Source organism: Hymenobacter psychrophilus (assembly GCF_900107135.1).
Taxonomy (GTDB): Bacteria; Bacteroidota; Bacteroidia; order Cytophagales; family Hymenobacteraceae; genus Hymenobacter; species Hymenobacter psychrophilus.
The window spans coordinates 210,766-237,764 of sequence record NZ_FNOV01000005.1; the positions used below are offsets into that span (position 1 = coordinate 210,766).

At 59.8% G+C, this 26,999-nt stretch carries 26 protein-coding genes and 2 tRNA genes; 15 read left to right on the plus strand and 13 right to left on the minus strand.

Annotated elements, in window-relative coordinates:
* Positions 1-46: 46 nt before the first annotated feature.
* Positions 47-1,090, minus strand: a complete 1,044-nt coding sequence (locus BLW21_RS09335; RefSeq protein WP_092739287.1) for a hypothetical protein — start codon at positions 1,088-1,090, stop codon at positions 47-49.
* A gap of 168 nt (positions 1,091-1,258) precedes the next feature.
* Between BLW21_RS09335 and BLW21_RS09340 the strand changes: the two genes are divergently transcribed.
* Positions 1,259-2,500: a zinc dependent phospholipase C family protein gene (locus BLW21_RS09340; RefSeq protein WP_092739289.1), complete on the plus strand. Its 1,242-nt coding sequence runs from the start codon at positions 1,259-1,261 to the stop codon at positions 2,498-2,500.
* Positions 2,501-2,626: 126 nt separating this feature from the next.
* Positions 2,627-3,373, plus strand: a complete 747-nt coding sequence (locus BLW21_RS09345; RefSeq protein WP_092739291.1) for a peptidylprolyl isomerase — start codon at positions 2,627-2,629, stop codon at positions 3,371-3,373.
* A gap of 36 nt (positions 3,374-3,409) precedes the next feature.
* On the opposite strand, the gene BLW21_RS09350 is transcribed toward BLW21_RS09345, so the two are convergent.
* The 3 genes from BLW21_RS09350 to BLW21_RS09360 all read right to left on the minus strand — a co-directional run bounded on the left by BLW21_RS09350 (position 3,410) and on the right by BLW21_RS09360 (position 6,521).
* Positions 3,410-3,886: a hypothetical protein gene (locus tag BLW21_RS09350; protein WP_139255145.1), complete on the minus strand. Its 477-nt coding sequence runs from the start codon at positions 3,884-3,886 to the stop codon at positions 3,410-3,412.
* Between the two features lie 174 nt (positions 3,887-4,060).
* On the minus strand, positions 4,061-4,327 hold the full coding sequence (locus BLW21_RS09355) for a hypothetical protein (RefSeq protein WP_092739294.1): 267 nt from the start codon (positions 4,325-4,327) through the stop codon (positions 4,061-4,063).
* A 100-nt stretch (positions 4,328-4,427) separates the two neighbouring features.
* The gene (locus BLW21_RS09360; protein ID WP_175470913.1) at positions 4,428-6,521 is read right to left on the minus strand and encodes a M13 family metallopeptidase; all 2,094 of its coding nucleotides are present in this window, start codon (positions 6,519-6,521) and stop codon (positions 4,428-4,430) included.
* A gap of 308 nt (positions 6,522-6,829) precedes the next feature.
* Here BLW21_RS09360 and xseA point away from each other — a divergent pair, with 308 nt between their 5' ends.
* The 8 genes from xseA to BLW21_RS09400 all read left to right on the plus strand — a co-directional run bounded on the left by xseA (position 6,830) and on the right by BLW21_RS09400 (position 12,334).
* Positions 6,830-8,353, plus strand: a complete 1,524-nt coding sequence (xseA, locus tag BLW21_RS09365) for an exodeoxyribonuclease VII large subunit (protein ID WP_175470914.1) — start codon at positions 6,830-6,832, stop codon at positions 8,351-8,353.
* A 59-nt stretch (positions 8,354-8,412) separates the two neighbouring features.
* Positions 8,413-8,643 carry an exodeoxyribonuclease VII small subunit gene (gene xseB, locus BLW21_RS09370; protein WP_092739300.1) on the plus strand — a complete coding sequence of 77 codons (231 nt, stop codon included), beginning with the start codon at positions 8,413-8,415 and terminating at the stop codon, positions 8,641-8,643.
* 93 nt (positions 8,644-8,736) lie between these two features.
* On the plus strand, positions 8,737-9,090 hold the full coding sequence (locus tag BLW21_RS09375; RefSeq protein ID WP_092739302.1) for a hypothetical protein: 354 nt from the start codon (positions 8,737-8,739) through the stop codon (positions 9,088-9,090).
* A 2-nt stretch (positions 9,091-9,092) separates the two neighbouring features.
* On the plus strand, positions 9,093-9,791 hold the full coding sequence (locus BLW21_RS09380) for a hypothetical protein (protein ID WP_092739304.1): 699 nt from the start codon (positions 9,093-9,095) through the stop codon (positions 9,789-9,791).
* 70 nt (positions 9,792-9,861) lie between these two features.
* Entirely contained in the window at positions 9,862-10,272 is a 411-nt protein-coding gene (locus tag BLW21_RS09385) for a hypothetical protein (RefSeq protein ID WP_092739306.1), read from the plus strand.
* Between the two features lie 9 nt (positions 10,273-10,281).
* The gene (locus tag BLW21_RS21120; protein ID WP_139255146.1) at positions 10,282-11,067 is read left to right on the plus strand and encodes a hypothetical protein; all 786 of its coding nucleotides are present in this window, start codon (positions 10,282-10,284) and stop codon (positions 11,065-11,067) included.
* Between the two features lie 53 nt (positions 11,068-11,120).
* Positions 11,121-11,933: a sensor histidine kinase gene (locus tag BLW21_RS09395; RefSeq protein ID WP_092739310.1), complete on the plus strand. Its 813-nt coding sequence runs from the start codon at positions 11,121-11,123 to the stop codon at positions 11,931-11,933.
* The gene (locus BLW21_RS09400; protein WP_092739312.1) at positions 11,930-12,334 is read left to right on the plus strand and encodes a response regulator; all 405 of its coding nucleotides are present in this window, start codon (positions 11,930-11,932) and stop codon (positions 12,332-12,334) included. Before BLW21_RS09395 ends, BLW21_RS09400 begins: the two co-directional genes overlap by 4 nt.
* 47 nt (positions 12,335-12,381) lie before the next feature.
* Here the strand turns inward: BLW21_RS09400 and BLW21_RS09405 are convergent, their stop codons facing one another.
* Positions 12,382-12,714 (minus strand): MGMT family protein, encoded by a 333-nt coding sequence (locus BLW21_RS09405; protein WP_092739314.1) that lies wholly within the window; start codon positions 12,712-12,714, stop codon positions 12,382-12,384.
* A 285-nt stretch (positions 12,715-12,999) separates the two neighbouring features.
* Here BLW21_RS09405 and BLW21_RS09410 point away from each other — a divergent pair, with 285 nt between their 5' ends.
* The 4 genes from BLW21_RS09410 (at position 13,000) to BLW21_RS09425 (ending at position 19,271) form a co-directional block, all read left to right on the plus strand.
* On the plus strand, positions 13,000-14,151 hold the full coding sequence (locus BLW21_RS09410) for an efflux RND transporter periplasmic adaptor subunit (protein WP_092739316.1): 1,152 nt from the start codon (positions 13,000-13,002) through the stop codon (positions 14,149-14,151).
* Positions 14,152-14,251: 100 nt separating this feature from the next.
* On the plus strand, positions 14,252-17,329 hold the full coding sequence (locus BLW21_RS09415) for an efflux RND transporter permease subunit (RefSeq protein ID WP_092739318.1): 3,078 nt from the start codon (positions 14,252-14,254) through the stop codon (positions 17,327-17,329).
* A 53-nt stretch (positions 17,330-17,382) separates the two neighbouring features.
* Positions 17,383-18,816: a TolC family protein gene (locus BLW21_RS09420; RefSeq protein WP_092739320.1), complete on the plus strand. Its 1,434-nt coding sequence runs from the start codon at positions 17,383-17,385 to the stop codon at positions 18,814-18,816.
* Between the two features lie 32 nt (positions 18,817-18,848).
* Positions 18,849-19,271: a hypothetical protein gene (locus BLW21_RS09425; protein WP_139255147.1), complete on the plus strand. Its 423-nt coding sequence runs from the start codon at positions 18,849-18,851 to the stop codon at positions 19,269-19,271.
* On the opposite strand, the gene BLW21_RS09430 is transcribed toward BLW21_RS09425, so the two are convergent.
* From BLW21_RS09430 to mltG, 8 genes are all read right to left on the minus strand, one after another.
* Positions 19,268-20,596, minus strand: coding sequence for a zinc dependent phospholipase C family protein (locus BLW21_RS09430; RefSeq protein ID WP_092739324.1), 1,329 nt, complete (start codon positions 20,594-20,596; stop codon positions 19,268-19,270). The genes BLW21_RS09425 and BLW21_RS09430 overlap by 4 nt on opposite strands.
* A 535-nt stretch (positions 20,597-21,131) precedes the next feature.
* Positions 21,132-22,007, minus strand: a complete 876-nt coding sequence (locus tag BLW21_RS09435; RefSeq protein ID WP_092739326.1) for a PAS domain-containing protein — start codon at positions 22,005-22,007, stop codon at positions 21,132-21,134.
* Positions 22,008-22,037: 30 nt separating this feature from the next.
* Positions 22,038-22,397, minus strand: coding sequence for a hypothetical protein (locus tag BLW21_RS09440; protein WP_092739328.1), 360 nt, complete (start codon positions 22,395-22,397; stop codon positions 22,038-22,040).
* Between the two features lie 207 nt (positions 22,398-22,604).
* Positions 22,605-22,689, minus strand: a tRNA-Ser gene (locus tag BLW21_RS09445).
* A gap of 112 nt (positions 22,690-22,801) precedes the next feature.
* Positions 22,802-22,888, minus strand: a tRNA-Ser gene (locus BLW21_RS09450).
* A gap of 108 nt (positions 22,889-22,996) precedes the next feature.
* The gene (locus BLW21_RS09455) at positions 22,997-23,986 is read right to left on the minus strand and encodes a YihY/virulence factor BrkB family protein (protein ID WP_092739330.1); all 990 of its coding nucleotides are present in this window, start codon (positions 23,984-23,986) and stop codon (positions 22,997-22,999) included.
* 77 nt (positions 23,987-24,063) lie between these two features.
* Positions 24,064-24,549: an acyl-CoA thioesterase gene (locus BLW21_RS09460; protein ID WP_092739332.1), complete on the minus strand. Its 486-nt coding sequence runs from the start codon at positions 24,547-24,549 to the stop codon at positions 24,064-24,066.
* Positions 24,550-24,801: 252 nt separating this feature from the next.
* Entirely contained in the window at positions 24,802-25,881 is a 1,080-nt protein-coding gene (mltG, locus tag BLW21_RS09470) for an endolytic transglycosylase MltG (protein ID WP_092739336.1), read from the minus strand.
* 131 nt (positions 25,882-26,012) lie between these two features.
* Between mltG and BLW21_RS09475 the strand changes: the two genes are divergently transcribed.
* Positions 26,013-26,993: a T9SS type A sorting domain-containing protein gene (locus BLW21_RS09475; RefSeq protein ID WP_092739338.1), complete on the plus strand. Its 981-nt coding sequence runs from the start codon at positions 26,013-26,015 to the stop codon at positions 26,991-26,993.
* Positions 26,994-26,999: the final 6 nt, after the last annotated feature.

Here is a 26,999-nt window from a genome sequence, read left to right on the forward strand (position 1 = left end):
AGTGATTAGTGATTAGTGAGGGAACGTCATTCTGAGCGAAGCCACGCTATCCTTTCAGGATTTTTTTGGGCGAGATAAGCATCAGCTTCAGGTTGAGGCGCACTACGTCGCCCATGCCGCGGCAGCGGCTGAACTGCTTGGTGCCGTGGTGGCGGTTGAGCTCCTGCTTGAGTTGGTTGACTTTCTCGCGGGGCGACACCGTGTCGTGGCGCAGGCAGTCGATGAGGTCTTTGAGGCGGTGACGCTCCGAACGGGCCCGGCGGCCCATCAGCGTGCGCTCTTCGGCCTGGTACTGGCGGATGGTTTCGGGTTTGAGCAGTCGGCTGCACAGCTGCACAATGGCCCGGTTATCCTTGAAAAACTGCGGCAGGTACATGTTTTTCTTGCCCTCGTAGCACTGCTGGTCGAAATCGATGGCCCGCACCCGGTACTGCTCATCCTCGAAGTCGAGCGTCACGTCGATGATATAGTTGTAGGCCCGCATATCGCCCAGCAGCCGCGCAAAGCACCGCTCGTTGAACTTCACGAACTCCTTGGCAATGCGCACCTGGTTGAGGTGGGGCCGCGAGAGGTGATGACGGATAAAATCGTCGCCGGGAATGCCGGCAATGTGCTCCTCGATAAGCGTATCGCCATTGACTACATAGTTGATGCTGTTGGGCGAGAGGATGTGCTCCAACTCCAGGCCGTACACCCGCGAGGCATCGGCCTTTTTCACGTAGAAATAGTCGTAGTTGTCGTTGAGTTGGTTGACAATGCGCACCCGGAAAGGCTGACTGTTGCCGAAGCGGCAGTAGTCGATGCGGTCGGCCAGCAGGTGTTGGGTGTACGAGAGGTCGCCAGCCGTTTTGAGCAGGGCATACACCTCTTCCAGGCCCTGGCTGAGCTCACGCAGGGCATTAGGTTCGTAGTACACCGTTTCCCAGAGCGAGTCGTTGCCCTGGCGGTCGAGCAGCGGGTAAGCCCCGGTAAAGCGGGCCAGGTCGGAATAGGTGACGGGCAGCGCGGTTTCGCGGTCGTACTCTATCAGGTAGTACCGCAGCCGCTCGCCGATGGAGTAAGTTATTTTCTTCTTGGAGATAAGCGTCATAGGGGGCTGGTGAGACAAAGCAAGGGGATAGAACAGCCCGATTAGCTGGCTGCGGCAGGGTACTACTACGCCGGGCGGGGTCGGCAGGGCTGAAAATACGGCTTTCCGGCCTCAACTGGCAGCCAAATTGTATCTTCGTTGTCGTCAAGCTTTTGGTCGGAATCTGCTATGAAAAAACTCCTACTTACCCTGCTTATCGTGCTGCTGTGCCACAACCTGGCGCCGGCCTGGGGCACGTTTGCGCACCGCACCGTTACGCAGTTGGCCGTGTATGCGCTGCCGGCCACTATGCGTAGCTACTACTTCCGCCATATGCCGGCGCTGGTAAACGGCAGCGCCGGCGGCAACGAAGCCCGCGAGCGGGATTTAACCGAATCGCCCCGGCACTTTATCGCTATGGACCATTACGGCACCGATCCGTTTGGCATCATGCCCAAGGAGTGGGAAAAGGCCGCCGCCAAGTACACGGCCGACACCCTGCGCAAGTACGGCACGTTGCCCTGGGCTATCATGGAAACCCAAACCAAGCTCACTACGGCTTTCCGCGCCGCCGATACGTCGGCTATTCTCACGCTCTCGTCGGAGCTGAGTCATTTGGTGGCCGATGCCTATGTACCGCTGCGCACTACCGAAAACTACGACGGCCAGCTGAGCAAGCAGGAAGGTATGCTGGCGCTTTGGGAAAGCAAGCTGCCCGAGCGCCACATGGGCAAGTACAAGCTTAAAAACGAGGTCGGCCACTTTGAGAAAAACCCGATGGCCGACATCTGGCAGGTGATTCAGGAGTCGTACGGCTTCCTGGGGGCCACCTTTGACCTGGAGGCCGACATTACCCGCAAGTACACCCTCCAGACCAAGTACGTCTTCAGCCACAAGTACGGCCAGACCCGCCGGGCCTACTCCGACGCCTTTGCCGACTCGTACCACGACAAAGTGGGCGGCATGATTGCCTTCCGGCTGAAGCTGGCCCCCACACTCATCGCCTCCATGTGGATGACCGCCTGGAAGGACGCCGGCTCGCCCGACCTTAACAAGCTGCTCAAGCGTCCCGTTTCGAAAGACGAGAAAGACCAGCTTGATAATCAGCTGAGCGCCTGGAAAGAAAACGTACTGGTAGACCAGAAGAACCTGCTGGCCCTGGAGCCCATCAAAGCCACTGCCCGGCCCGACCTCATCAACGCGGCCCGCGCCATGCCTACGCTTTCGGCCGATATAGAGGCCAAGCCCGCCACTCCGGCACCCGCTGCCACTCCGGCCAGCGCGCCAGCCACACCCACCACCAAGGTTAAAATTAAAGTGAAGCCCGCCGAGGGCCCTACGGTGAAGGAAAAAACCAAGCCAGCAGCCAAGCCGAAAGCCAAAGCCAAAGCCGACGACGGCTGGGGCTCACCTGCCGGCTCGGGCTGGTAGAATCTGCTGGCCGGGCCCACCAATTGGGCCCGAACTGGTTTCGCACTACCTTTAAGGGCGGCTGCGCCTGCGGGCGGGCCGCCCTATTTGGTGGCCCTGTAACCGGTTATTTCGCGTATTGCTGCTATGATTCGCTCCCGCTCCTTCCTCCCGCTACTGGCGGCGGCGCTGCTCCTGGCCGCCTGCACCCAGTCCTCGCCCGAAACTGCCAATTCGGCGACGCTGCCCCCGCCACCCGAAGTGCCCGGCCCCGACCTGATGGCGCTGGCCGACTCGAATGCTGCCCGGCTGCTGCTAGCCTACGGCCGCCAGTATCCGGGCCAGGAAGTGCTGCTCCAGACCCGCTTGGGCAATATGCGCATCCGCCTCTACGACGACACGCCCGTCCATACGGCCAACTTCCTGCTGCTTAGCCGCAAGGGCGTATTCGATGAGTCGGTGTTCAACCGCGTGGTGCAGGGCTTTGCCATTCAGGGCGGTGGTTCGGAACGACGCACCGTGGCCATGCGCAGCTACCGGCTGCCGCCCGAAATCAGGCCCCAGCACTTCCACAAGCGTGGTGCCCTGGCCATGGCCCGCTACGACGGTGAGGTGAACCCCGGCAAGCTCTCCTCCAACAACGACTTCTACATTGTGCAGGGCGAGAAAATGACGCCCGGCCAGGCGCGCGCCAGCGCCCCGCGCCCCCTCACACCCGAGCAGGTACAGGCCTACGCCACCCTCGGCGGCACTCCCGGCCTCGACGGCCAGTACACCGTATTCGGCGAAGTAGTTGAGGGCCTCGACATCATCGACAAAATTGCCAACGAGCCCGTGGGCATGGATATGTGGCCCGTCCAGGACGTCGGCATCAAGGTGAAGGTGTTGAAATGACAGGGCGCGGGGTGAGGCAGTGCGTTTAATTGACTCTCACCTCCGAATCTGTACCAACCGGGTGTGCTGCACGTCGCCGGGTTGTTCCTGCACCAGTTCCAGGGCTTCGGCGCGGGTGTAAGTCAGCGCCTTGTCGGTAAAGAAACCGGCGGCGCTAACATCAGTAGCCGGATCGGTAGATTCCTGGCGGGCGGGCAGCAAATCGACTATTGTGGGCGTAATGCGGCTTACCCGGTAGAAAAAGTACCGCTCCCCAAAGCCCCCGGAAGGCTGGTAAGCCACCACGTACACATCGTTGAGCTGCGGGGCTTCGATCCGGCGGGCCAACATCGTATCCGGTGGGGCCGACAGCAGCCCGGAAGCAGGAGCCGAATCGGGGGTGGCGGCTGCGACCGGGGCGGCAGGAACCGGGGCGGGAGCCGCCGAAGCTGAGTTGGGCGTAGCGGGCTGCGACTGGCAGGCAGCAGCTACCAGCAAAAGGCCCAGTCCGGTAACACGAAGAATAGCAAGCATGCGTTACTCTACCAAAAAGCCCGCCGAAAAAGGGTGCCGGACTTAATTTAAGGACATTTTTTGCTCGTTGCAGGTTCGGCAGGACTCCGGAAAACAGCTTTCTTACCTCACCCAAAAAAAGCGGCCCGCACAAATGCGCGGGCCGCTTTTCAGCTTAGGTGAAAGCGTAGCGTTTCAGGTGATTCTTCTTGCCTCAATCTCTGCCCTGATTTGCTCCAGTGTTTGCTTCTGAACGCGTGAGTTTTTATAAATCCCTACTATCAAAAACAAAGGAATGGCGAGGAAAAGGAACCCAAACCCGTTTTTAACGAGGCCATAGGCCATCACGCCCACCAGAAACCCAATGGCGGCGGCAGATAGCAGTTGGTTTCTTTTAACATCTTTCTGCTCTGCCAACAATGCTTCCAGCGGCAGTGCGGCGTAATCCTTCTCGTTGGGCATGACTCATCTGTTGCTTATGAAATAATGACCACGCTACCCACAGCCAGGTAACTGCTGCGGCCGCTTTGTAAGCGCCGCAGCAGTTACCTGATCTGGTAACCTACCAGATTTTGGCGCGCTCAGCCTGGGCACGCATCATTTTGGCATTTTCCTGGCACCCGAAGGCCTCGTAGAACTCGGGCATGTTCATGAGCGGGCCCACGGTGCGGTACTGGGCCGGCGAGTGCGGGTCGGTCATCACCTGCTGGCGCAGATACTCGGGGCGGGCATTGGTGCGCCACACCTGGGCCCAGGCCAGGAAGAAGCGTTGCTCGGGCGTGAAGCCATCGTACTTCGGCACGTTTTTGCCGGCGTTGGCTTTCTGCAGGGCCGAGTAGGCCAGGGCCAGCCCGCCGAAGTCGGCCAGGTTTTCGCCCATCGTCAGCTTGCCGTTCACAAACACCGAATCAAGCGGCGAGAAGGCCGAATACTGCTTATCGACCATGTCGGCGCGCACCTGGAACTTGTCGGCATCCTCCTTGGTCCACCAGTCGCGCAGGTTGCCCTGGGCGTCGTACTGGCGGCCCTGGTCGTCGAAGCCGTGCGTGATTTCGTGGCCGATGACCGCGCCCATGCCGCCGTAGTTCACGGCGTCGTCGGCGTTGGGGTCGAAGAACGGGGGCTGCATAATACCGGCCGGAAACACGATTTCGTTCATGCTCGGGTTGTAGTAAGCATTCACCGTGGGCGGCGTCATGCCCCACTCCTGGCGGTCAATCGGCTGGCCGAATTTGGTGACGTTGTCGGCGTAGCTCCACTCGCGGGCGGCCAGCACGTTTTTCAGGTACGACTCGCGGCTGATGTTGAGGGCCGAATAGTCCTTCCACTTGTCGGGGTAGCCGATTTTTACGGTGAAGGCCGCCAGCTTCTTCAGGGCTTCGGTTTTGGTGGCCGGGCTCATCCAGTCGAGCTTATTGATATGCTCACCCATGGCCGCCTTGATGTTGGCTACCATTACCAACGCCTTCGCCTTGGTATCGGGAGTGAAGGCTTTTTCGACGTACACCTGGCCGAAAGCCTCGCCCAGCGCACCGTCGGTCGAGCGCAGCATGCGCTTCCAGCGCGGCTGCTGCTGCTTGGCGCCGGTGAGCACCCGCGAGAAGCGGAACTGCTCGTCGCCGAACGACTTGGGCAGCGCCGACGACAGCGACGTCACCAGGTGCCAGCGCAGGTACGTTTTCAGGTCAGCTACCGACGACTGCTTCATCACGTCGCTCAGCTCCTTGAAAAACTCGGGCTGGCCCACAATTACCTGCTGGGCCGCGCCCAGGCCCACGCTTTTCAGCGTAGCAGGCAGCGCCAGGTTAGGGAAACGCTTATTGGCCTCGGCCAGCGTCATTTTGTTGTAGTTGGCCTGCGGGTCGCGCAAAGCCACGCGGCTTTTCGAGGCCTTGGCCAGCTTGGTTTCGAGGGCCATCACGGCAACGGCATTTTTAGCAGCCGTGGTCGGGGCGTCGCCCAGCATCTTGAACGTGTTGGTCAGGTAAGTGGTGTAGGCCGCGCGGATGCCCTTGGAGCGGGCATCGTCTTTGAGGTAGTAGTCGCGGTCGGGCAGGCTCAGACCACCCTGGTACAGGTTCACGGCGTACTCGTCGCTCTTCTTCTCATCCTGGCCCACGTAGCCACCAAAGAAGGCGCCGGTCTGCAGGCGCATTTGCTGGGGCAACACGGCCTGTACTTCCTTCAGCGTCTTTATCTTGTTGATGCGGTCCAACTCGGGCTGCAGATACTTCAGGCCCGCCGCGTCGATGGCGGCCGAGTCCATGGCCGAGGCATAGAAGTCGCCTACTTTCTGGGCGTTGGAGCCGCGGGCGGCCGAGGTGTTGGCCGCCGACTCGTCCAGAATCTGCCGCATTACGGCGTTGTTCTTGTCAGCCAGCTCGTTGAAAGAACCCCAGCGTACTTCGGCAGCCGGAATCGGGTTGTTTTTGAGCCAGCTGCCCGACGCGTACTCGAAGAAGTCGTCGCAGGCGTCGGCCGACATGTTGATGTTGGCCACGTTCAGGCCGGTGCCCTTGGGGTCAGCGGGGGCGGCCATTGGGGCCTTTTCGGTGGTGGGCGTAGTGGTAGCAACCGGCTGGGTGCTGGCGCAGCCGCCCAGCGCCAGGCCGGCGGCCGCCAGCGCCGCCAAGGACAAAGGATTATTTTTTCGCATAAAACAGAAAGAAATGAAGGATTGTCATGAGTAAATCTACTAAAAAGCCGGGAGTTGGCAGGAGGCGAGCGGGGAGTGACAAGAGGGCAGGCAGGCAGGCAGGCAGAAACGGAACGTCATGCTGAGTGAGGCCGGAAGCGAAGTCGAAGAAGCCCTACCGCTTCGTTGCGTCATCATTTCAACGAAGCGGTAGAGATTCTTCGGACTATGGGTCCATGCGCCACCTGCTCAGAGTAGCGTTCCGTTTCATGCTTTCCACCTTTCCCGTACGTCTCGCCCCTCCCCCAACGCTCCGTAACTTGCGCCTGATGCCACTGTACAACCGTCGGCCCGACCCGGGCCTCTCTGCTCCTGTTGCCAATACCGGCCCTGCGCTGCCGCCGGCCGCTTTGCCCTTGGCCGAGCTGCTGGCGCGGGTACGCCAAACGCTGAGTGAGCGTTTTGCCGACTCGTACTGGGTAGTAGCCGAAATTTCCGACCTCACGCTGCCCCGTACCGTGGGCGCGCATTGCTACCTCACCCTCACCGACCAGCACACCACCGCCCGCGGGGCCACGCTCAAGGCCCAGGCCCGCGCCACCATCTGGAGCCAGCGCTACCAGCAGTTGGCAACCGCCTTCGAGCAGCAAACCGGCCTGCAGCTGCGGCCGGGCCTGAAAATCATGCTCCGGGTGCAGGTAAAGTTTCATGAGCAGTTTGGCCTGAGCCTCGACGTGCTGGCCCTCGACCCCACCTATACCGTGGGCGACCTGGCGCGGCTGCGGCTCGAAACGCTACGCAAGCTCGAAGCCGAAGGCCTGCTGGAGCGGCAGAAGCAGCTGGCGCTACCCATTGGGGTGCAGCGGGTGGCCGTGGTGTCGTCGGCGACGGCGGCGGGCTGGCAGGATTTTGTGCAGCAGCTGCAGGAGGCGCCCTACGATTTCGCCCTGACGCTATTTCCGGCCACCATGCAGGGCGAAGGCGCGCCGGCCAGCATCTGCGCCGCCCTCGACCTTATCCGGGCCCGGCGGGGGCAGTTTGAGGCCGTGGTGATTATCCGCGGTGGGGGCTCGAAGGCCGATTTGCTGGCCTTTGATGATTTCGGGCTGGCGGCGGCCGTGGGCGCGTTCCCGCTGCCCGTGCTCACCGGCATCGGCCACGAGCGCGACGAAGCCGTTATTGACCTGGCGGCCCATTTGGCCCTGAAAACACCTACTGCCGTGGCCGCTCATCTCATCGAGCGGCTGGCTCGGCTGGAAGCGGCGCTGGAAGGCTACGGCGGCCGCATCCGGCAGTTGGCCCAGCAGCAGGTGCGCTACGCCGCCGAGCAGCTCAACCGGCGGCTCCGGCAGGCCCGGCGGACGGTACAGGGCCAGCTACAGGAGCAGCGCGAAGCGCTGCACCAGCGCATTCGGGCGGCGGCCACCGCGCCCCGGACCCAGCTGCGCCAGCAGAAGCAGCAGCTCGGGCGGCGGCAGCACCATCTGCACCGCGCCGCCCGCCAGACGTTAGACCACCACGAACAGCAGCTGCGGCTGCGGGGCCGGGCGCTGGCCCAGCGCTTCCGCCGCCTGCACCGCCGCCGCCGCGAGCAGCTGCTGCGCCGCCGCTACCAGCTGCAACTGGCCACTATGCGCCTGCTGCACCGCCAGCAACTCCGGCTAACCGAGCTAAGGCCTACGCCCGTGGCGGTCCTGCCGGCGCTGCCCGAACCGGGCACCGTGCGCCTGCTTACGCCCAAGGGCCGCCCGCTTACCGGCGCGCTGCGCCCCGGCCAGGAGCTGTTGCTGCGCCTGCCCGACGCCTCATTGGTGCCGGCCCGCGTGGGTGGCCAGCTGCCACTGCTGCTGTAGAAACGCATTTTTGCGTCTCTACTTCGTTTCACTAACTCCCCAACTTCGCCCCTTCTGACATGCCTCCCAAAGAAAAAGAACTTACCTACCGCCAGGCCATCGAAGAACTCGAAACCATTCTGCGGGCCCTCGAAACCGATGCCGTGGACGTGGACGACCTCACGAGCCGGGTGCAGCGCTCGGCCGAACTCATCCGCCTCTGCAAGCTCAAACTCCGCTCGGCCGAACAAGCCATTGACCAGGTTTTCGAAAATCTGGAAGACGAGGAGGACACCGACGACTTTGGGTAAGAATAGGCCATTCTACCTAAACCCGGGCTGAACATTAAATTATAGCATTCCGCTTATATTTGACTTTTCTGCCCCCTCTCTTCCATTGCACCGATGACGAACAACGACTTGCAGCAGGCCAGCGCCTGGACCCGCAACTACCGTAACCAGAATCCGAACGGCATCAAAGCCCACTGCTTATCGGCCGAAACCCTGCAGGGCATTTTGAGTCAAAAGGGTTGCGTGGGTGTGCGCTCCTACTACGGTCTGGACGACGCCGGCCAACCCCAGCTGGTTTTGGTCGGTTACGATGCTAACGACCACGATATGCTGCCCGCTGCGCCGACAGAATTGCAGCGCATGGATGCTGAAAACCTAGTTGAAGAAGCGGAGCCTTCGGTGCGCGTGAGCATCAATCATGTACCGTGTCCACCATGCTGTAGCTCAGGGAATATTCTCAATAGCTAACGATGCTGCTTCAAATTCTTCAGGCAACTCCTCCCTGGATCAGAGCATTAAGTGAAGTAGCGGATGCAGTAGCTTACACCAGTATGCTACTACCCGCCATCTTAGCCAAATACAGAAAGAAAAGTTTACGTGGAGGCATGCAGACAATGGCTTATTTGCCGGCCTATTTGTTCGCTATGTTTTTGTTCGCGCGTATCGGCACTTACGTTTTTAGCTATAATCTATTCGTTCTCCACCTGTCGACTATTGGCGAATCTTTGTTATTCATCAAGATATATCATGATGAATTCGTCGACATAAAAATCAAGCAAAATATAAAAATAGCTGCTTCGATATTTATGCTCTTTGCTTTAATAGACTCTGGCTGGCTGGAAGGATTGCAACGAATCAATTCGTACACTAACTTAATGGAAAGCATCATAGTTATCTATCTGGCTCTGTTATTTCTTGATAAAAATATAATCCAACTAGGAAGAACACGTATTCACCTCATTCCGATGTTCGTTGCCACCGCAGGTATTATTATATACCTTTCCGGAACTATCGTATTGTATCTTGTTACGAATTACTTTATTGCGCTCAACGACGAGTTTCATATGCGGCTTATCTACCTGTTTAGTTCGGCCTCGCTACTACTACTATCGGTACTGCTTAGCCGGGCTTTTCTGCTGGTACGACCAGTTGAAACGCAACTCCCGTAACTGTTTCCGGTAATCAGCCTATTCAACCACTGCTCTACTTCGTCTTTCTTACTGCCTTACTGCGCTTCCGATGCACCCAAACAACCCCATCCCCGGATTCAATCCTGATGCCGGCGCCCCCATCCCGGTAGCCGAGGCAGCCGCTTGGGCAGCCAACTACCGCGGCGAAGCGCTTACCGAAGCGGAGGTAGCCGGCCGTAAGCGCATCAACGCCTATTACTTCGGCAACAAGCTGCTCGATAGGATTAAAAATCAGGAAGGCTGTGTGGGCCTGCGGTTTTACATGGGTCTGAAGAAATCAAAGACGGACCTGACCAAACCCGATGAGTCGCAGATATTAGTTGTCGGAGTTGATAAGAACGGCCACGACATCGTACCGCGCTTAGGAGCTAATGGGGAGACGATATACGATGATGGCATCGTGGGGGATATGACCAGCAAGTGTCCGGCTGTGTGCGACCCTGGCAGTACATTAAATTAACCATCGGCCATGACCTGGTATAGTGGCATTTCCCTATTCCTACATATTGGGGAGAGTATTAGCCTACTAGTACTAGGGACAATGTGGGCCCGCAGAACGAAAGTCACCCCTGTTTTCCGGCCTTTAGTAGCTTATCTGTGGTGTGATTCTTTTTTCTATGTTTTTAATACATTTGCCAAAAAAGTACTACATAACAATATATTTGGCTTTCATATTTCAACTTTTTCCGATGTTACTTGGTTAACAGTAATATTTATTAGCTTAGCATCTGATAGCACCAAAAATTGGCTGAAAACAGGCTGGCTCTTATTTTTTGCCAGTGCTATTATAAGCGCAATATGGGTTGATGGATTTATCACCAATATAAACACGCTCAGTCGGACAGTAGGCAATTGCTTTCTGGTCTTCATGGCCTTCCGGCAGTTGAACCAAATGATACGCCACGACTATTTAATTCCACCGTTCCAAAGCCCGGTTTTTATTTTTTGCTTTATCGTAGGTATTTACTATTCTTCTTCGCTGCTCATGTTTATCGGCCAGGATTTATCCCGCTACAGCTGGCTCAGCAATTCTATCATACACTTTGATCAAAAATACAATGGTATTTCAGCACTCTGGTTTTATCCATTCTTGCGCGCCCTTCAGTTTGGCCTGCTGCTGCACCTCATCACGCTCTTTCCGATGGGCGTAACGCCGCGCCATGCGCTGCCGCGGTGGCTGCGGTTTAGGCTGGGGTGGCGGCCGCCTACCAAAAACTGGCGCTACCGGGTGCTGCCGCTGCATCTGGTCGGCTAAATCGGTATCTTGCCCGCTCACCCGGCTGGCCGGGTTGCTGGCCGCCCCTTCCCATGCCCGACGCGCTGCTTCCGCTCATTCTCGTCACTCCTATTCTGCTGCTGCTGGCCCTGGGCGTGGTGGGCTTCGTGGTACGCTACCAGCGCCGGCTTATTCTGCAGCAGCAGCAGATGCAGGAGTTGCACGAGGCCGGCCAGCAGCAGGCGCTGGAGGCTGCTTTGCTGGCCCAGGAGGAGGAGCGCCGCCGCATTGCCGGCGACCTGCACGACGGCGTAGGCACCACGCTGGCCATTGTGAAGCTCCACCTCAACACGCTCAACCAACCTGCCCTCACCCACGAGGCCACGCTGCTGCTCGACCAGGCCATTAACGAGGTACGGCGCATTTCGCGCAACCTGCTGCCGGCGGCCCTGCAGAAATTCGGGCTGCCCTTCGCCCTCGAAGCCCTGGCCCGCACCATTCCGGCCGACGGCCCCACCCGGGTTGGTATTGAGCAGACCGGCACGCCCCGCCGCCTCGATGCCCGCTACGAACTGATTGTGTACCGCATTGTGCAGGAGTTGCTGGGCAACGGCCTGCGCCACGCCCACGCCAGCAACATTCGACTAGTGGTGGTATTTGGCAACGAGGAGCTTACGCTCCGCTACTCCGACGACGGCATTGGCTTCGACCCCACTCAGCCCGACCAGCCGCCACTACCCGGCGCCCGCACCGGCCTGGGCCTGACTAACCTGCGGAGCCGGGTTGGTGTGCTCCGCGGTACCTTGCAGCACGAATCGGCTCCTGGCCAAGGCACTACGGTCAATATTTCGCTGCCACTACCCTATCTTGTTCCCTCCTCGCCCTCCGTTCTTCCTTTGGTATGACCACACCTTCCATCCGCCTAGCCGTTGTCGACGACCACATTCTGTTCCGGAAGGGGCTGCGGGCCCTCATTAGTGGCTTTCCTGGTATGGAGGTGCTATTTGAAGCCGGCGACGGCCAGGAGTTGCTCGAACACCTCGACCAGGGCGAGATTCCAGAAGTCATTCTGATGGATTTGCAGATGCCGGTACTCGACGGCCTGCAGACCGTGCGGCTGCTACGCAGCCAGTACCCGCAGGTGCGCTCCATCATCATATCCATGCACGATGAGCCTGAGCTGATTGATTCGCTGCGGGCCGAAGGCGCCCACGGTTACCTGCTCAAAAATGCCAGCCCCGAAGAGGTGCTGGGCGCTATCCGGCAGGTAATGACCACCGCCCCACGCTCTGTGGTTAGTGGTTAGTGGTTAGTGGTTAGTGAAAGAACGTCATTCACTAACCACTAACCGGCTTATTCCAACTCCGCGGCCGGGTCCCAGAACAGCCGTTTAAATTCCTGCACCTCATCGTCGATGACCAGGAGGCCCTCGGCTTCCAGGGCTTCCTGCATGGCGGTGGGCGTGGCGAAATGCTGCCGGCCCGTAAGTTGCCCGTTGCGGTTGATGACGCGGTGAGCCGGCACGTATTCGTTGGCCGTGTGGGCGGCCATCATGGCCCAGCCCACCATGCGGGCCCCGCGCCGCGACCCCAGGTAGTGGGCAATAGCCCCATAGGTGGTTACCCGCCCGGCCGGCACCAGCCGCACTACTTCATGCACTTCCTGAAAGAAATTACGCTGCTCCATATAAAGTGAGATGCTAAGCGGGGAGAAGGTACTGAACCACTGAAATGGGAAGGGATTGTTTGAGGCCGGCAACCGCTGCCAGCGCAAATAGCGCAATTCGGGGCTCCCGAGCGGTTTGCCGGCCAACCAAGCTACCGGCCGCGCAACCCAGAGGCCGAATCGGTGTCTTACCCCCATTATCTATCCCGGTGCCGGCAGTTTTAAACCTGCAACCGGGGCAGCGCGTTGTGGTACATGCGACGGGCAGCCCAGGTAAGGGAGCACCGGTAAGCGCAGCTGCCGTTCATGCAAACTCAGGAATATTTAGAAGAAGAGCCCCAGGTGGCCCCGACCCGCACCAGCGGAGCCGGCCGCCGGATACTGTGGCTGCTGCTGGCTTTGGCCGTAGTGGCCGGGCTGGTTTTTGCTAAAATGAAGTACTTCCCGGCCCCCGAGGCCAAAGGCGGCAAAGGAGCGGGCGGCAAGGGCAAAAACGCCGCTGGTGGCCCCGCCAAGGCTGGTCCTGCCCTGCCAGTGGAAGTATACGTGGTGAAGGCGACCAACCTCGCCGACGCGGTGGCCGCCACCGGCTCGGTACTGGCCGAGGAAGCCGTTGTTATCAAGAGCGAAGTGGCTGGCAAGATTACCAGCCTCAACCTGCGCGAGGGCCAGCCCGTGCGTAAGGGCCAGGTGCTGGTGAGCATCAACTCGGCCGATATTCAGGCCGCGCTGCGTAAGCAGCAGTACAACATCAAGCTGTTCCAGGATCAGGAGAAGCGCCAGCGCACGCTGCTCGATAAGGAGTACATCAGTGCCCAGGAGTACGAGCAGGCCAACAACCAGGTGCTCACGGCCCGCGCCGAGCTGGGGGCGCTGCAGGCCACGCTGGCCAAATCAACCATCCGGGCCCCGTTTGATGGGGTGCTGGGCCTGACGACGGCCACCGTGGGCACTTACGTGAGCCCCGGCACCGAAATCACCACGCTTTCTAAAGTGAGGCCGGTGAAAGTGGAGTTTGCCGTGCCCGGACGCTTTGCCCGGCAGGTGGCCGTGGGCGAGGCCGTGACCATCACCGACGAGAGTTCCAGCCAGAAATATCAGGCCAAAGTATACGCCCTCGACCCGCAGATTGACCCCGTGAGCCGCACCCAGACTGTGCGCGCCCGCTACGCCAACACCAACAACGAGCTGCGCCCCGGCGCCTTTGTAAAGGTGAACCTGGAGCTTGGCCAGACGGAAGGTGCCCTGCAGGTGCCCACCGAAGCCGTGGTGCCCGAAGCCGCCGGCTATAGCGTGTACCTGGTGAAAAACGGCAAAATGGAGCCCCGCAAAATCAGCATCGGCCTGCGCTCCAACCAGCTCATCCAGGTAACCGACGGCCTGGCCGTGGGCGACACCGTAATTCGGACCGGCATTTTGCAGGTGAAGCCCGGCGACGCCGTTCGGGTTACCAAATAGATTCCCCGCAGCGGAGAGCAAGAGTTTTGTGGAGGTCCCGAGTAAATGACCACCCCGAAACCCTGCGCCACCCACTGCGAAACCCTGCGTGAAATAAGCCATGAGTCTTTCTTCAACCAGTATCAACCGTCCCGTCCTCGCTCTGGTAATGAGCCTGGTGATTGTCATTTTCGGCGTCATCGGGTTTCGGTACCTGAGCGTGCGCGAGTACCCGAGCGTCGACCCGCCCATCATCAGCGTATCGGCCTCCTATACCGGTGCTTCAGCCGACGTGATTCAGGCCCAGGTGACGGAGGTGCTCGAAGCGGCCGTTAACGGCGTGCCGGGCATCAAGAACCTGACCTCCAACTCGCGCGACGGCCGGGCCAGTATCCGGGTGGAATTCGACCTCGATGCCGACCTGGAAACGGCCGCCAACGATGTGCGCGACAAGGTGTCGGGGGTGCAGGGCCGCCTGCCGCGCGACATGGACCCGCCCACCGTAAGCAAGGCCAACGCCGACTCGCAGCCCGTAGTGCTGAGCTACCTGACTTCCAAAGAACGCAACCTGCTGGAGCTCACCGATTACGCCATTAACACGCTGCGCGAGCGGCTCCAGACTATTCCCGGCGTGTCGGAAATAAGGGTGTATGGCGAGCGGCGCTACTCCATGCGCCTGTGGCTGGACCCGGTGAAGTTGTCGGCCCTGGGCGTGAGCCCGGTGGATGTGCAGCAGGCCCTGGCCCGCGAAAACGTAGAGCTGCCCAGCGGCTCGGTGCAGGGCCAGGCCACCCAGCTCACGCTGCGCACCATGGGCCGCCTCACCACGGTCGAGGAGTTCAACAACCTCGTTATCCGGCGCGATGAAGGCTCGCTCGTGCGCATGTCGGACATCGGTTACGCTGAGCTGTACGCCGAAAACGACCAGACCCTGTTCCGCGTGAACGGCGTGCCGGGCGTGGCGCTGGCCGTTATTCCGCAGCCCGGCTCGAACCAGATTGACATTGCCGACGAGTTCAACAAGCGCGTGGCCCAGTTCGGTAAAGACCTGCCCGCCGACCTCAAAATTGAGCCCGCCATCGACTACTCGGTGTTCATCCGCCAGTCGATTGATGAGGTGAAGCAGACGCTGATTGAGGCCTTTATTCTGGTGGTCGTAGTCATCTTCCTGTTTCTGCGCGACTGGCGCTCCACGCTCATTCCCATTGTGGCCATTCCGGTGTCGCTGATTGGTATTTTCTTCGTGATGTACCTGCTCGACTTCTCCATCAACGTGCTCACACTGCTGGGTGTGGTGCTGGCCATCGGCCTGGTGGTTGACGATGCCATTGTGGTGCTGGAGAACATCTACACCCGCATCGAGGCCGGCGAATCGCCCCGCGAGGCCTCCATTAAGGGTTCCGAAGAAATTCTGCTGGCCGTAGTGAGCACCACGGTGGTGCTGGCGGCCGTGTTCCTGCCCGTGGTGTTCCTGACGGGTATTACCGGGCGGCTGTTCCGCGAGTTCGGCATTGTGGTGGCCGGCTCGGTGCTGATTTCGGCCTTCGTTTCGCTCACGCTCACGCCCATGATGTGCTCGCGTCTGCTCAAGCGCGAGGAAACGCACAACTGGTTCTATCGCAAAACCGAGCCCTTCTTTCAGCGCGTCGTTAATGGCTACCGCGACAGTTTACAGACGTTTCTGCGCAACCGCTGGCTGGCCTGGCTGGTGGTGGCCGGCACAGGTTTGGGCACTTGGTACTTTATGGGCGTCATTCCGTCGGAACTGGCGCCGGTGGAAGACCGCAGCCGCGTGAACGTGAATGCCACCGGCCCCGAAGGAGCGTCCTATGAGTTCATGGACAAGTATATCACCCAACTCAACCAGCTCGCCATCGATTCGGCGGGTGCCGATTTGGGCAGCATCTTCACCGTGACTTCGCCGGGCTGGTCGGGCGGAGCTAACTCGGGCTTTGCACGGGTACTGCTGAAGGAACCCGAAAACCGCCCCCGCACCCAAGGCCAGGTGGCTGATGCCATTTCGGCGGGCGTGAAAAACCTTACGGCTGCCCGCACTTCTGTTAGCCAGGATCAGAGCATCGGCTCGGGCGGCGGCGGCGGCCTGCCGGTGCAGTTTGTTATTCAAACCCAGGACTTCGAGAAGCTGCGCACGGCCGTGCCTAAGTTCCTGGAAGCCGCCCGCCTCGACCCCACCTTCCAGTTCGTAGATGTAGACCTGAAGTTCAACAAGCCCGAGCTGCGCGTGAACATCGACCGCGACAAAGCTCAGAGTCTGGGTGTGTCGGTGCAGGATATTTCGCAGACGCTGCAGGCCAGCCTGAGCGGGCAGCGCTATGGGTACTTCATCAAAAACGGCAAGCAGTACCAGATTATCGGGCAGGTGGCGCGCGAAGACCGCAGCCAGCCGCTCGACGTGCGGCTGCTGAGCGTGAAGAGCCGCACCGGTGAGCTGGTGCAGTTGGATAACGTGATTAATATGGAGGAAAGCAGCACCCCGCCCCAGCTGTTTCGCTTCAACCGCTACAACGCGGCCACCTTCTCGGCCTCGCTTGCTCCGGGCCAGACGCTGGGCGACGGTATTGCCGCCATGCGCGCCATTGCCGACAAAACCCTCGACGACACTTACGCCACCGAGCTGGCCGGCGCTTCCCGCGACTTTGAGGAAAGCTCCTCGTCGCTGCTGTTCGCCTTCGGGCTGGCGCTGGTGCTGATTTACCTGGTGCTGGCCGCGCAGTTCGAAAGCTTCCGCGACCCGGTTATCATCATGATAACCGTGCCGCTGGCGTTGAGCGGGGCGCTGCTGAGCTTGTGGTATTTCAACCAGACGCTGAACCTGTTCTCGCAGATCGGCATCATCATGCTCATCGGACTGGTAACGAAAAACGGCATCCTCATCGTGGAGTTTGCCAACCAGAAAGTGGAGCAGGGAATGGATTACATGAGCGGGCTGGTAGAAGGCGCTACGGCCCGCTTCCGGCCAATTCTGATGACTTCGCTTTGCGCCATTCTGGGTATTCTGCCCATTGCCATGGCTACCGGTGCGGGCGCCCTGAGCCGCCGGGCCATGGGCATTGGCGTGGTGGGCGGTCTGTTTTTCGCTACCGTACTCACGCTGTACGTAGTGCCGGTGATGTACTCGTATTTCGCCACGGCCAAAAAGCACAAGCACGCCCCCGAGCCCGAAAAGGTGGCGGCGTAACGCTATCCGTGCCTTTCGACTATCTGCCCGGTTTTCTATCTATTTCCCCCCGAATGTCCTCCCGTTCCCTGCTCCTGCCGCTGCTTTTGCTGACTACCGGCCTGCCCGCGCTGGCCCAGCAGCCGGTGCTGCCTTCGCGCCGCGAAACCACCGAGAAGCCCCAGAGCAAGCCTCAGACCGAAAAGCCTGAAACCGTGGCCCCGGCCCCGCCCCTCACGCTGGCCGAGGCCATCCGGCTGGGGGTGGAGGGCAATTACACTATCCTGGTTTCGCGACAGGATGTGCGGGTAGCTGAAAACAACGTGACCCGCGGCAACGCAGGGCAGCTGCCGGTGGTCAACGGCAACCTCGTGCGCAATTTCAACCGCAACAATGTGCGCCAGGAGTCCGGGGCCCGGCCCGAGCCCAGCATCGCCAACGGAGCCAAATCAAATCAGCTGCAAGCTAACGTGGCCGCTACCTGGACCATTTTCGACGGTCTGGGCATGTTCGTCGCCTACGACCGGCTGCAGGTTATCGAGCAAAGCCAGCAGCAGCTGACGCGCGCGACGGTGGAGGAAACCGTGGCCGCCGTGATGGACGCTTATTTCGTGGTGGTTCGCGAGTCGGGCAAGATAAACTCACTCGAAGAGGCCCTCAAAATCGGGCAGGCCCGCATCGACCTGACCCAGGCGCGGGTGGACGTGGGCGTGAGTGCCAAGGTGGAAGTGCTGACGGCCCGCGTAGACTACAACGCCGACCGCTCGGCCCTGATTCAGCAGCAGGAAGCGCTGAAAACGGCTAAAATCAACCTTAATGAACTCATCGGCCGGGCGCCCGGCCTCGATTTCCTGCCTCAAGACTCGATTGTAGTGGCCCGTGACTTGGCCCGCGACGAGGTGCTGGCCGCTCTGCGCCAGCGCAATCCGCGCCTCCAGCAAGCCCGCTTCAACACCGAAATAGCCACCCTCGACCGTAAGCTGGTGCGAGCCTCGCGCTACCCCCGCGTGGGCCTGACGAGTGGTTACGGCTTTAACCGCAACATCAACAACGCGTCCTTTTTCGGCGACCAGCTCGTGACCACCACCGGTCGCACCTACGGCCTCAACTACGGCGTAGTAGCCTCGGTGCCGATTTTCGACGGTTTCAACCGCAACCGCCTGGAGCAGAACGCGCGCATTGTGGAGGAGCAAACGCGCCTGCAGCTCGACCAGACCCAGCTGCAGCTTGATGCTGATGCCGAACAGGCATTTGCCCAGTACCAGAACCGGCTGGCGCTGCTCGAACTGGAGGAATCCAATATTCTGCTGGCCCGCGAAAACGTGGCTATTGCCCTGGAGCGCTACCGCCTGGGGCTGCTCACGCCGCTGGTGCTGCGCGAGGCCCAGCGCACCCAGCTACAGGCCGAAACCCGCCTGCTCGATATCCGCTACCAAGCCAAGCAGGCCGAAATTATCCTCCGCCGTCTCAGTAGCGGGTTGGTACAGAGCGGCGAAGCTCAACCTTAGAATATTCCCGGGATAAGTATAGTTTTGCAGTTATGCTTTCTGCCCCTCCTCTCATTTCCGACTATCTGAGCTTGTCCTACCGCCCCGATTTGGCCACTCTGGTGGTGCGGTGGCTGCGGGCCGTATCATTTGCTGAAATTCAGGAGGGATTCCGGACCGCCCGCGAAATGAGCTACAGCCGCGGGGCCGCCCGCTGGCTGGTAGATGTGCGCCGCCGTACCGAGCTGGATGCCGCTTCCTCAGGCTGGGTGGCCACTACCCTGCTGCCCGCTGTGGCAGCCGAAACTGCTCCGGCTACGCTACACGTCGCCTATCTGCTTTCACCCGCCCGCGCCGATGTACTGGAGCACGACCGCGGCATGCAGGCTGCCACGGCCACGGCTCAGGCGCATTCGGCCTACGCGCTACGTCTGTTTCTGGACGAGGGGGCGGCAGTTGAGTGGTTGACGAACTAAGGCTTGGCAACATCGACCGGTGCGGCGGCCCGCAGGGCTTCCAGGGCCTCCAGCAACTGCGCGTGCTCCTTGGCCTCTTCCCGCTCCCCTTTTTTCTCGCTCATATCCTGGTCGTTGTCGTCGCCGGCTCCAACGGCTACTTTCTCGGGATGCTCGAAAAAAGTCAGCAGGTTTTTTTTCTGCTCGGCGGTCAGGTACTCAAACTTCTTGTTTTCCAGCTTGCGCAGCCACTCGCCGTAGGTTTTATCGGTCAGGTCATACTCGCCCGGTTGGGTGAGCTTGCCGGTATCGAAGTCGCGGTTGGGCAGCGGCGGAATAGCGGCTACGGTATCGCGCGGCTGCTGCCGGAGTAGAGCGCAGTAGTTTTTTAGCGCCTGCCGGAAGCTGGCCTTAAACAGCTGCTCGCCCTTGGGCGTGGGCACCTTGAAAGCGAAAGGCTTGAGTGGGCCGATTTTGGGCAGCACCCGGATAAAGTACGAAAGCACCCGGGCCCCGAAGCCGGGGTGTTCGTAGGTGTGGCCATAGCGCTCTTCGTATTCGTGGCGGCTATCCTTGTACACGTATTCGCGCCGCCGGGCCTGGGGGCTCAGCTTGCGGATATCCTTCTTCTGAGTCTGCCAGGCGGCCCGGCTGGCAATCGGAATCAGGTTGCGCACCGCGAACCGGAACGAGCCGATAGCTAGGTCGACGTTGAAAATCACCTGCCCCAGCTCCAGGCCGTAGGTTTTCAGAAAGGCCCGCTCCAGCACCGGTTTGCTCACCTGAAAACCGATGTAGCGCTGATAATCCGAGCTGCGGTAGCGGCCCGAGGCCACCTGCACCACATCAAAAGCAAACTCGAGCTGCGTGTGCTGACCGGGGGCCTGCTCGTAGGTAATCGACTTGCCAAACTTAGCCTTCAGCTCGGGGTAAACCTCGGCCATGGCCCGGTTGGTGCCTTCGGGGTGGCCGTCGAGGTCGGTTGTGTAATGCGACAGTGCCCCGAGGGCGAAGGCATACTCGTTGCGGTTGCGGGCCTCGCCCAGCAGGTTACGCACGAAGTCTCCGCTGCGCACGTAGTGGGTCAGGTTGGTAAAGAGCTCCGAACCCATGGGGTAGTAGCCCATATCCTGCAGAATGGAGCCCCCGTAGGCGTAGCTTTTGGCCTCCAGCAGCTCGTCGTCGGTGGCGCCGGGGTAGCGCTGCTGCAACAGTGGCAGCAGGCAGGGCACCCAGCTCGAATCGACGTGGGCCTGGTGGGTGAGCACGGAGTAGGCGGCGGCCGGGCGCGAGGCCAGCAGCAGCCCGGCTAGCAGCAGAACTGCGCAGAAGTACCTTTTCAGCATAAGCAATAAGCGAGTCTGGTCCGGGCAGTATGCTCAACCGTAGGCTGCCTGCCTTACGCGCACAGCTTGCCCCTAGTTGCCGGCGTCACCTTCGGTCACTCAGATTGATTCCAAATTTCACTCAAATAAGCGCTGCAACAAATAAGCCGGCACCCGGCCCGCTACCTTTGCTGTGCTGAAAATGGTGGTGACTCGGCTATTGGGAAGTATGCTGCTACTTGGCGCTCTGCTGCCCCAGCATAATCTTTCGGAGCGGACCGAACTGGCCCAACACTACTGCTACCACCGGGCATTGGCCGGCGTCAACCTGTCGGTAAGCTCGTTTTGGCCCTGCACTACGGTAGTCGGGGTGCCGGCCCCCACCGCAACCCGAAAAAGGCGACGTAGCCGTAGCCCTGCTCAACACCGGCGCCAACACCACCCAGCTTGTGCACCACGGCGCATACTTTCTCGATGTCAAGCTAACCAAGTGATAGGAGGGGCAATAAGGTGTAAAGCAAGAACATCCTCCAGAGTGAAGAAGGATGTTCTGGGTCTACGCTCCCTTCTGCTGGCGCAGTTCCTGCAGTTCGCGCTCCAGGTCGAGGGTGCGGAACATTATTTTAGCCTCGAGGTCGGAATAGGCGCGTTCCAGCTGCTCCTGTAGCTCTTTCTGGTCAGTAATGTCGGTATTGGTGCCGCACCAGCGCACAATGTTGCCGGCTTCGTCGCGGATGGGCAGCGCCCGGCTCAGAAACCAGCGGTATTCGCCATCATGGCGGCGGAGCGGAAATGTATCCTCCCACGAATCGTGGCCCTCAGCTACGGCCTGGCGGAAGCCGGTCGTTACCCGCTCAACATGTTCGGGGTGGTGAACCTTCTGCCAGTCCCAGCCCTGCACCTGCACCAGCTGCGTGCCGGTAAAGTCGAACCAGCGCTGGTTGTACCAGAAAATGGCGCCGTCGGCATCCGCCATCCAGGCCAGTTGCGGAATGGTGTTGGCCAGCGTCGTGAAATCCTGCTCGCGCTTGCGCAGGGCCAGCTCCTGCATTTTCTGGTCATGGATGTCGGTGCAGGTACCGAACCACTTGGTAATGTTGCCGGCCTCGTCGCGCACGGGCAAGGCCTGGCCCAAAAACCAACGGTAGTCGCCCTCTTTGCTCTTGAACCGATACTCAATCTCGTAGAACTCGCCGGTTTCGAGCGAGTGGCCCCAGCGCTGCCGGGCCCGTTGCTGGTCGTCGGGGTCGAGCAGGTTGTTCCACATATTGTCGCCCACGCTGTCGGCCAGCGTGTAGCCCGTATAATCGGTCCAGCGTTGGTTGAAGTAGGTATGGTAGCCGCGGGCGTCGGTTGTCCACACAAGCTGCGGGATAAGTTCGGCCAGAAAGCTGAAGTCGGCGGGCGTAGGGCGAAGAGTGGCGGGAGCCATGGGCAAGCGGGCAAAAAGCAGATGAAAAACCTAGGGCTGTGTGAGCTGCATTTCCATACCTGACTGGAAATACAGATTCAACTGGCTCTCCGTGCCAGTACGGGAACGGCGCAGCCGCGTTACCAGGGCCCGGGTCTGCTCCTGGCCTAGTTCCAGCGCCAGATACGGACGGTTGAGCAGCGTATCGCGCTGCACCAGCCAGTTTCCCTGGTCGTGCTGGCCCGCGCCCTCCACCCGCACCCGGCCCGGCTCCAGCGCCAGCTGCTCAGCGCAGGCTAGTAAGCTGGCAGGGTCGGTTTGGTTGAGTACCCGGCTGGCCACCCGCCACACGCCCGTCAGGAACTCGTCGGGCAGCTGTTGCAGGTTCACATCAAACAGGACTTCGGACATAGAGGCGAAAAAAGTACAGCCAGCGGCTTAGCAAATAAGAGGCCGTTTTGGCCTGAAAAAGCCATTTAACACAAATATAACTCCGATCAATCCCCCAATCAACCTGATCAGCAAGCTAATCTGAAAACAAAAAAAAAGCTCTCCGGCGCCGGCCGGAGAGCTTTAGAAAAATCTGTCGCCAACCGGGTGGACCGGAGGCACTGTTTGCAGAGGAGGAGGGATTCGAACCCCCGGAGGTGTAACCCTCAACGGTTTTCAAGACCGTCGCAATCGACCACTCTGCCACTCCTCTAGGGTCACTTAAAAACTAAAAGTGAAAAATTAAAAATCCTGCTTAAGGCCAATAGACTAAGCTCGTCAGGCAGATTTTCAATTTTTCACTTTCAATTTCTCACTCAAAAAAGCAGAGAAGGGGGGATTCGAACCCCCGATACCGTTGCCGGTATAACGGTTTTCGAAACCGTCGCATTCGACCACTCTGCCACCTCTCTAGTAAGACCCCAACTGAGTGCTTTGGGATGGCAAAAGTAGAAACGATTGGGAAATGAACAAGGCGCAGAGCGAAATTTTTCTTTCGGCAGGCGCTACCCAACTCACAATCAGGGGTTAATTATTTTGACAACCGGCCGGCGGCGGCGGGTAAAAAAGCCCGGCCGGCCAAAGCCGCCCGTTACAGCGTCGATGCTCACGTTTACCTCAAAGCCCAGAATCAGGGTCATGCACACGAAATCGAGCCACACCATGAAGCCCACGAGCGTGCCCACCGAACCATAAAAGTGGTTGTAGCTGTCGAAGATTTTGACGTAGAGGATGAACAGGAACGACACCAGGAAAATAAGCAGCGTGGCCACAATAGCCCCCACCGACACGAACGGCCATTTGTCGTGTACCGGGGGCACGTAGTAGTAGATGAGGCTGGTGGTGAGCAGGAATAGGAATACCACCGAGCCGTAGCGCAGCACGCTCGTCATCTGGTCGTTGAGGGCCTCCGGCACAATTTCTCTGTACACCAGTGTGTCAATGATATAGGTACCAAAGAAGATACCTGTAACCGCCACCAGCAATACCGCCGCCAGCACCACGGTGAGCAACGTGGCAATTACGCGCTTACGAATATAGGTGCGCTTCTTGAAGCTGGGGTACTTCTTCTCGAAGGCATCAAGCAGGGCCATGAGGCCGTTGGAGCTGAGCACGAGGGCCGTGGCAAAACCGAACGAGAGCAATCCGCCGTGCTGAATGGTCACAACGTCCTCGATAGTACCCGAAATAGCCCGGTACATCTCCTTCGGAATCAGGTCGGAGAGGAACTGCAGGATGTCCTCATCGAGGTGGGGTATCGGAATCCAGGGAATGAGCGTGAACAGGAAGATGATGGTGGGAAAGATGGCAATGGTGAAGTTGAAGGCCATGTAGCTGGCCCGCTTGGCAATGCCATCGAGCTTGATTTCCTTTAGCAGCTGCACCACCACATCATAAACCGAGGCACGGCCGCGGGCAAAGCGCAGCCGTTTCAGCCACACAATGAAGCGCCGGTACGAGCGGCGGCGGCGCACATCGGGCAAATGGTACCGGCGTACGGGAGACCTCACGTTTGGGGGGTTAGAAGGCAGGAAGCATATAGGCCAGCAAGTTACGGATTGATTGTAAAACCCGTTTGGCACTCACCCTAGCTCAAAAACGCGGCCGGCGCGGGTGGGTCGGTGGGGGCTGCGGGGGGCGTAAGTGGCCCGGCAGTTTCGTCGTCGGAGAAGTACGGGGCCAGCTTGGCGGCAATGTCGGCCGGGATGGGCACGGGGCGGCCGCTGGCCATACTCACGAATACCATCAGCGTATGGCCTTCGGTAAGCAACACCTGCGCCTCGTTGTAGATTTCGTACTCGAACAGAATGCGGCTGCCTTCGGGCGGCTGGCGCAATAACAGGCGCACGGTGAGCAGGTCGTCGTAACGGGCGGGCCGGCGGAAGCGGGTGCGGATTTCGCCCACCGGCATGCCCACGCCATCGGCCTCCAGGTCTTTGTAGCTGATGCCCAATTGCCGGAACGCCTCGGTACGGCAGACCTCGAAATAGGCCGCGTAGTTGCCGTGGTACACGTAGCCCATCTGGTCGGTTTCGGCGTACCGCACGCGGATGTGGGTGTCGGAGGAGTACATGCTTAGTGCTTAGAGCTTAGTTGGTCGGGCTTCGTAAATAGGGCTGTAGGTAACGTTTCATCGAAGCTGTTTAGAAAGTCAAAAATTCTGTCATCCTGAGCGCAGCGAAGGACCTTACCATGGCGGCACAATGGCGGCTCAGTCGTGATAAGGTCCTTCGCTGCGCTCAGGATGACACACTCGTAAAAAGACAACTTTGTAAACAGCTTCATCATCACTAAGCACGAACAACTAAGCTCCAGGCACCAACAATTATTTCATAATGCCATTTCGGCTGAGGGCGGCTTGGTAGCGGCGGGCGTTTACAAGGTGCTCCTGCTCGTTGCGGGCGAAGGCATGGTAGCCGCTGAAATCCTCCTTAGCGCAGAAATAGAGGTAGTTGTGCTCCTCCGGGCTGAGCACGGCATCGATGCTGGCAATGCTGGGCAGGTTGATGGGGCCCGGCGGCAGGCCGTTGTATTTGTAGGTGTTGTAGGGCGAATCCATGGCCAGGTGCTTGTTGAGCACCCGCTTGATGGTGAAATCCTGGTTGGCAAATACCACCGTGGGGTCGGCCTGTAGTTTCATGCCGCGCTTGAGGCGGTTGAGGTACACGCCCGCCACCCGGGGCCGCTCGTCGGCGTGCTGTTGCTGCTCGGCTTCTACTATCGAGGCCAGCACGCTCACTTCGGCGCGGCTCAGGCCCAACGCTTGGCGCTTGGCGTCGCGGGCCGGCGTCCAGAACTTGTCGTACTCCTTCTTCATGCGCTGCATGAGGTTCTCGGCCGAGGTATTCCAGGCCAGGTCGTAGGTGTTCGGGATGAACATCGTGAGAATACTCAGCGTGTCGAAGCCCAGCGCTTTGGTATAAGCAGGCGAGGTGAGCAGCGAATCGAACGTAGCGGGCTTGGCGTCGATGGTTGTGGCCAGGCGGTTGGCCAGATCCTGGCGCAGGCGCAGGCTCTGGAAGGTGAGGCGCAGGGGCAGGCGGTTACGGGCGGTGCGCAAATCGCCGATGAGCTGGCGGTTGGTGTAGCCGTCCTTCAGCTCGTAGCGGCCGGGCTTCACCAGCTGATCGTACTTCATCGCCCGGGCCACAAAGCGCAGGCTGAGCCGGTCGACCACCACACCGGTGGCTTCAATCGAGTCGAGTACCTGCCGGCTCGTGTAGCCGGGGCGGATGGTCACGTAAGTCGGCCGGCCTTTGGTTTCGATGTTGGCCTGAAAGAAAACCTGGTAGAAATAATAGGAGAAGGTAATGAGTACTAGGCCGAAGATGCCAGTAATGTATGCAAAGCGTTTGCGGCGGCGCTCGGCGCTAGCCTTATATTCTTCAATGCGGGAGGTGGCCATGTGGCGGGACGAGTTAATACAAGAACAACATGGTCGAGGTCGGGTACGTGTTGCAACCTACGGCCATAAACTGATATCTTTAGGGCTCAAAAGTACGTCTTCTGTTCCTTCACTCTTCAATTTATTGTCCCATGCAACACGCTTACACTTCTTCTTCCCGGTTCCGCTCGTTGTTGGGCCTCGCGCTGGGCCTGGCTGCCACCGCCGCCACCGCTCAAACCGTTACGCCCGTTAGCTTCAACGGCACGGCGGCTTACACCCAAAACTTCGACGGCATGGGTACGGCCGGCGTTACGTACCCAGCTGGCTGGGGTGCCGTGCGCCTCTCGGGCACCGGCGCCGCAAACACGCCCCTCGACCTGAGCGCCACCATCGGCGACGCCATTTCGGGCGGCGTATACAACGTGGGCTCCAATAACGACCCCGACCGCGCACTGGGCTCCATTGCCTCCGGCAGCACGGTACCCGCCTTTGGCGCGGCCTTCACTAACGGCAGCAGCGCGGCCGTTACCAGCCTCACTATTGCCTTCCGCACCGAGCAGTGGAAGTCGGGCTCGGCCCTCGATATTACGGAGGTGCTGGCCTTCGAGTACAGCCTCGACGCGACCAGCCTGTCCACTGGTACCTGGACGGCAGTGCCCGCCCTGAACGTGATAGAAGTAGCCAACAGCAACACGGGCGGCACCCCGCTTGATGGCAATGCTGCCGCCAACTCGGCCAACGTAACGGCGGGCATTACGGGCCTGAACTGGGCCGCCGGCCGGACCATGTGGATCCGCTTCAAGGACACCAACGACGGCGGTACCGACGCCCTGCTGGCCGTCGACAACTTCTCGCTACGTAGCGGCACGACTACCAGCACCAGTTCGGCACTGAAAGCCGGCAACGTGTTGGTGTACCCCAACCCTACCGCCGACCAGCTGACGATTCGCGTAGCCGGCCGCGCCACCAAGGCGGCCGTTACGGTAACCGACCTATTGGGCCGTACTGTGCTAAAAGGCACCGCTACCGCCGAGGGCACTTTCAGCCTGCGTAGCCTGCCGGCTGGCAACTATGTGGTGTTGGTGCAGGATGGCGAAACCCTGACCTCGCACAAGGTAAGCAAGCAGTAGTAGACG

Coding starts and splice junctions, on each gene's coding strand:
- BLW21_RS09335 (WP_092739287.1), bottom strand. CDS start 1,090: ATGACGCTTATCTCCAAGAAGAAAATAACTTACTCCATCGGCGAGCGG.
- BLW21_RS09340 (WP_092739289.1), top strand. CDS start 1,259: ATGAAAAAACTCCTACTTACCCTGCTTATCGTGCTGCTGTGCCACAAC.
- BLW21_RS09345 (WP_092739291.1), top strand. CDS start 2,627: ATGATTCGCTCCCGCTCCTTCCTCCCGCTACTGGCGGCGGCGCTGCTC.
- BLW21_RS09350 (WP_139255145.1), bottom strand. CDS start 3,886: ATGCTTGCTATTCTTCGTGTTACCGGACTGGGCCTTTTGCTGGTAGCT.
- BLW21_RS09355 (WP_092739294.1), bottom strand. CDS start 4,327: ATGCCCAACGAGAAGGATTACGCCGCACTGCCGCTGGAAGCATTGTTG.
- BLW21_RS09360 (WP_175470913.1), bottom strand. CDS start 6,521: ATGCGAAAAAATAATCCTTTGTCCTTGGCGGCGCTGGCGGCCGCCGGC.
- xseA (WP_175470914.1), top strand. CDS start 6,830: ATGCCACTGTACAACCGTCGGCCCGACCCGGGCCTCTCTGCTCCTGTT.
- xseB (WP_092739300.1), top strand. CDS start 8,413: ATGCCTCCCAAAGAAAAAGAACTTACCTACCGCCAGGCCATCGAAGAA.
- BLW21_RS09375 (WP_092739302.1), top strand. CDS start 8,737: ATGACGAACAACGACTTGCAGCAGGCCAGCGCCTGGACCCGCAACTAC.
- BLW21_RS09380 (WP_092739304.1), top strand. CDS start 9,093: ATGCTGCTTCAAATTCTTCAGGCAACTCCTCCCTGGATCAGAGCATTA.
- BLW21_RS09385 (WP_092739306.1), top strand. CDS start 9,862: ATGCACCCAAACAACCCCATCCCCGGATTCAATCCTGATGCCGGCGCC.
- BLW21_RS21120 (WP_139255146.1), top strand. CDS start 10,282: ATGACCTGGTATAGTGGCATTTCCCTATTCCTACATATTGGGGAGAGT.
- BLW21_RS09395 (WP_092739310.1), top strand. CDS start 11,121: ATGCCCGACGCGCTGCTTCCGCTCATTCTCGTCACTCCTATTCTGCTG.
- BLW21_RS09400 (WP_092739312.1), top strand. CDS start 11,930: ATGACCACACCTTCCATCCGCCTAGCCGTTGTCGACGACCACATTCTG.
- BLW21_RS09405 (WP_092739314.1), bottom strand. CDS start 12,714: ATGGAGCAGCGTAATTTCTTTCAGGAAGTGCATGAAGTAGTGCGGCTG.
- BLW21_RS09410 (WP_092739316.1), top strand. CDS start 13,000: ATGCAAACTCAGGAATATTTAGAAGAAGAGCCCCAGGTGGCCCCGACC.
- BLW21_RS09415 (WP_092739318.1), top strand. CDS start 14,252: ATGAGTCTTTCTTCAACCAGTATCAACCGTCCCGTCCTCGCTCTGGTA.
- BLW21_RS09420 (WP_092739320.1), top strand. CDS start 17,383: ATGTCCTCCCGTTCCCTGCTCCTGCCGCTGCTTTTGCTGACTACCGGC.
- BLW21_RS09425 (WP_139255147.1), top strand. CDS start 18,849: ATGCTTTCTGCCCCTCCTCTCATTTCCGACTATCTGAGCTTGTCCTAC.
- BLW21_RS09430 (WP_092739324.1), bottom strand. CDS start 20,596: ATGCTGAAAAGGTACTTCTGCGCAGTTCTGCTGCTAGCCGGGCTGCTG.
- BLW21_RS09435 (WP_092739326.1), bottom strand. CDS start 22,007: ATGGCTCCCGCCACTCTTCGCCCTACGCCCGCCGACTTCAGCTTTCTG.
- BLW21_RS09440 (WP_092739328.1), bottom strand. CDS start 22,397: ATGTCCGAAGTCCTGTTTGATGTGAACCTGCAACAGCTGCCCGACGAG.
- BLW21_RS09460 (WP_092739332.1), bottom strand. CDS start 24,549: ATGTACTCCTCCGACACCCACATCCGCGTGCGGTACGCCGAAACCGAC.
- mltG (WP_092739336.1), bottom strand. CDS start 25,881: ATGGCCACCTCCCGCATTGAAGAATATAAGGCTAGCGCCGAGCGCCGC.
- BLW21_RS09475 (WP_092739338.1), top strand. CDS start 26,013: ATGCAACACGCTTACACTTCTTCTTCCCGGTTCCGCTCGTTGTTGGGC.